The organism is Streptomyces sp. CO7, from assembly GCF_053474865.1.
The window spans coordinates 236,583-240,293 of sequence record NZ_JBRIOU010000001.1 but is presented as its reverse complement, the minus strand read 5'-3'; the positions used below and the strand labels follow the sequence as shown (position 1 = coordinate 240,293).

4 protein-coding genes are annotated in these 3,711 nt (G+C 73.5%); 3 read left to right on the top strand and 1 reads right to left on the bottom strand.

The window, feature by feature from the left end; genetic code table 11:
- Nucleotides 1-347 precede the first annotated feature (347 nt).
- Together ACOV8S_RS01105 and ACOV8S_RS01100 are read left to right on the top strand one after the other, a co-directional pair.
- Nucleotides 348-722, top strand: coding sequence for an STAS domain-containing protein (locus ACOV8S_RS01105; protein ID WP_351113077.1), 375 nt, complete (start codon nucleotides 348-350; stop codon nucleotides 720-722).
- A 437-nt stretch (nucleotides 723-1,159) separates the two neighbouring features.
- Nucleotides 1,160-1,648, top strand: a complete 489-nt coding sequence (locus ACOV8S_RS01100) for an ATP-binding protein (protein WP_351113137.1) — start codon at nucleotides 1,160-1,162, stop codon at nucleotides 1,646-1,648.
- Nucleotides 1,649-1,999: 351 nt separating this feature from the next.
- On the opposite strand, the gene ACOV8S_RS01095 is transcribed toward ACOV8S_RS01100, so the two are convergent.
- Nucleotides 2,000-3,043 carry a GlxA family transcriptional regulator gene (locus ACOV8S_RS01095; RefSeq protein WP_448315407.1) on the bottom strand — a complete coding sequence of 348 codons (1,044 nt, stop codon included), beginning with the start codon at nucleotides 3,041-3,043 and terminating at the stop codon, nucleotides 2,000-2,002.
- A 199-nt stretch (nucleotides 3,044-3,242) separates the two neighbouring features.
- On the opposite strand from ACOV8S_RS01095, the gene ACOV8S_RS01090 reads away from it, so the two are divergent.
- The coding region (locus tag ACOV8S_RS01090; RefSeq protein ID WP_448315659.1) for an MFS transporter at nucleotides 3,243-3,711 on the top strand (469 nt) is incomplete at its 3' end.

Sequence of the window (3,711 nt, the reverse complement as noted above, 5' to 3'; positions counted from 1 at the left end):
CCCCCGTGCCCCGTCACTTCCGCCCCGCCCCGCGGGGTCCTCCCTGACGAATGTAGTCGGCACCCGGTGCCGCGCACGGCTCTTTCCCGCAAACGCGCGCCCCGGAAGCGCTCCCACGTGATAAGGGTCGCGCGGCGCGGGCTCCGGTGGCACCAGGTGTGCGTCTTGTCCCCCTACAACGACCGCAATTGATCGATGTGTGAGAATTTTCGATCGAATGAGGTCGAATAAGCCTGAAAGTGGCTGGTCGATGTCTGGTTCTCCAGGTCCGGCCCTGGGTTTCATGGGGGTGTGGCGGGGGCAGGGGCGCTGCCACAGGACCGCCTCCGGCGAGTAAGGGGCACGATGTGGCGTTCACGGTGACCGGCACCGAGCACGACGGATGGGTCGTGCTCCGGGTGTCCGGCGAGATGGACCTGATGACCTCGCCCGAACTGCGCCGCCGGGTGCACGACGCGGTGGCCGGAGGTCACCGCAGTGTGGTCGTCGACCTCTCCGGTGTCTTCTTCTGCGACTCCAGCGGCGTCGGCGTGCTGATCGCGGCCCGGCGGCTGCTGCGTTCCTGCGGCGGCCGGTTGCGGCTGGTGCTCCCGGCCGCGGGCGCGGAGGACGGGTCGCACGTGAACCGGGTGCTGGGCGCGCTCGGGGTGCGGCGGCTCTTCGAGGTCTTCCCGGACGCGGACGCGGCACTGGACGACGACATCCGCCCGATGTCGGCGTGAGCCGGGCCGGGACCCGGACACAGGAGCATGCAACACGCCCGGTGCGCCGACGAGTTGACAGCCGCCTCGCGACCGGGGTTCACCCGTGCGTGATCAGGAGGCGCACGTCACGCACCGTCGCGGCCGCGCGGTCACGGAGAGTTGACGCGCCCGGGCGCGGGACCGGATCCGCCCACCGCCCGGAGTCGGTCCGCCCTCGGGTACCTTGGGTGAAATGCGACGGATGCCAGGGCCCAACGGCCCTGGCGCGAGGGCGCATCGCACGGCGGGAGTCGTCGCACAGTATGCCGCACGGGTACTCCTTCGCGCTGGAATATGCCCGAAGCGCTTGTTGGCGTGACTCAGTGTCAACCATGCTGTGCTTCCAGGGAGTCACGGTCCGTGACTCCGTGTCGTGTCCGCCGGTTCGGATGGTGTGAGCGGTGCAGGTGCTTCAAGTGCAGTTGGAGATCCGGCCCGACCCCGCGGAAGTGGGGAGAGCCCGGAGATGGGCCCGGTCACGGCTCGCGGGGTCCGGCATGGACGCCGACGAGTCGCTGGCCGAGACGGTGATCCTGCTCGTGTCGGAGCTGGTGACCAACGCGGTGGTGCACACGGGGTGTCCCGCAGTACTGCGGCTGGTGCTGCCGGCCGAGGACCCGGGTGAGGCCCCGGCCGGCGCGATGCCGCCGGTCCGCCTGGAGGTCGCCGACGCGGACTGCCGGGCGCCGGTGCCGCGATGTTCCGACGAGGACGAGACGGGCGGCCGCGGCCTCGCGCTGGTCGACGGCCTGGCCGACCGCTGGGGCTGGACCCGTGAGGGCGCCGGCAAGCGGATCTGGTGCGAACTCGACCGCGGCGCACAGTCCGGCACGGGCGGCGCGGCGACGGTCGCGTACGGCACGGGCGTCGCGGCGTGCGGGGGCCTGGCCTACGAGGCGGTCTGACCGAGTGGTCTGATCGCGCGGCCCGAGCGGGCGGCCTGAACGCGCGGTCTGAACGCGCAGCCTCGACGTGCGGCCTCGACGTGCGGCCTGAACCTGGCCCCGAGGCGTGCCGACTGCGGCGTGCCGAGCCTGCGCGCCGGGTCCGCGGCGCACCGAACCTCAGCCGCGCCGGACGTGCGGCGCACCTGACCCGCGGCGCTTCCCCGGCCGCGATCCTGAGGCGTGACGAACCTGCGGTGCTCCGCTCCGGCCCCGAGGTCTTCCTTCCCCTTCTTTACCCGCTCCCTCTCCCTCCCTCCGGTGTCGCTGAACGGGAGGTGCGAAAAGTTGTCCACAGGGTGTGGACAACTTTCAGCGGGTCTCGTGGAACGTGCGGCGGTAGGTCGTCGGAGCCACACCGAGGACGGCGCGGACGTGCTGGCGCAGGGACTGCACGCTGCCGAACCCCGCGTCGCGGGCGATGCGTTCCACCGGCAGGTCGGTGGTCTCCAGCAGGTGCCGTGCCCGCTCCACCCGTTGCAGGGTCAGCCACTCCCCGGGGCTCACCCCGGTCTCCTCGCGGAACCGCCGGGTGAAGGTCCGCACCGACAGCGATTCGCGTTCCGCCAGGTCACGCAGCCGTACCGGCTCGTGCAGCCGCTCGAGCGCCCAGGCCCGCGCCCGCGCCGTGCCCGCCGCCCGCGCCTCCGGCACCGGACGCCGCACGTACTGCGCCTGCCCGCCGTCGCGGTGCGGCGGCACCACCGTGACCCGGGCGACCTCCGCGGCCACCGCCGCCCCGTGGTCCCGGCGCACCAGGTGCAGGCAGAGGTCGATGCCCGCGGCCACTCCCGCCGAGGTCAGCACGTCACCGTCGTCGACGAACAGGACGTCGGGGTCCACCCGGACCTGAGGGAAGAGCCGTTGGAAGTGCTCGGTGCTCGCCCAGTGGGTGGTGGCCGGGCGGCCGTCCAGCACGCCGGCCGCGGCAAGCACGTAGGCGCCCGTGCAGATGGACACCAGCCGGGTGCCGGGGCGGATCACGGCGAACGCCGCCGCCAGCTCGTCGGTGAGCACGCCCCTCTCGTGCAGCACGCCCCGCTCGTGGGACGCCGGCACCACCACGGTGTCCGCCCGGGCCAGCGCCTCCGGACCGTGCTCGACCCGCACCGCGAAGTCGGCGTCGGTGCGGACCTCGCCCGGCGGACCGGCCGAGCAGGTCGTCACCTCGTACAGCGGGCGGCCGTCCGTGCCCCTGGCCCGCCCGAAGATGCGGTGCGGTATGCCCAGCTCGAAGGGGATCAGCCCGTCCCTCACCAGCACCGCCACCCGGTGCGGCCCGCGGCTCCGCCCCGGGTTCCGCGCCGGGTTCTGCCCGGGGCCCTGCTCCGTCCGGCCTGCGTCCTGCTCCGTCATGCGGGGAGCGTAGCCCGGGAGGATGGTCGCGTGGCCCGATCCTGTCGAACGGTGTCCCTCGGGCCACTCGTCCCGGAGGGGCCGGGGAACGGATGCTGTCCCGGTGACACAGACGGAACTCGGTACACCCGCCCCCGCCCTCCCGGCGCGGCCGCCGCGTACGAAGGGCCCGCTGGGCCCGCGCGGCCCGAAGGCATGGATGCCGCACCGCGCCTGGCTGGTGGTGGCGGTCGCCTTCGTGACGATCATCGGCGCCGCGGCCTTCCGCACCCTGCCGGGGCTGGTCACCGACCCGCTCGCCGAGGACTTCGGGTGGTCGCGCGGCACCATCGGCGCGGCCGTCTCCGTCAACCTCGTGCTCAACGGACTGATCGCCCCCTTCTCCGCCGCGCTGATGGACCGCTTCGGCATCCGCCGGGTGGTGACCGGCGCGCTCGGCCTGATCGCGGTGGGCGTCGGCGCGGGCGTGGTCATGCGGGAGGCGTGGCAGCTCCTGCTGCTGTGGGGCGTGCTCGTGGGGCTGGGCACCGGCGCGCTGGCCACCGGCTTCGCGGCCACCGTCACCAACCGGTGGTTCGCCGAACGCCGCGGCCTGGTCTCCGGCATCCTCACGGCGGCCGGCGCCTCGGGACAGCTGGTGTTCCTGCCGGTGCTGTCCTGGCTGGTCG

Excerpts from the sequence above, each read along its gene's own strand:
- ACOV8S_RS01095 (WP_448315407.1), bottom strand. The coding sequence starts at position 3,043 with ATGACGGAGCAGGACGCAGGCCGGACGGAGCAGGGCCCCGGGCAGAAC.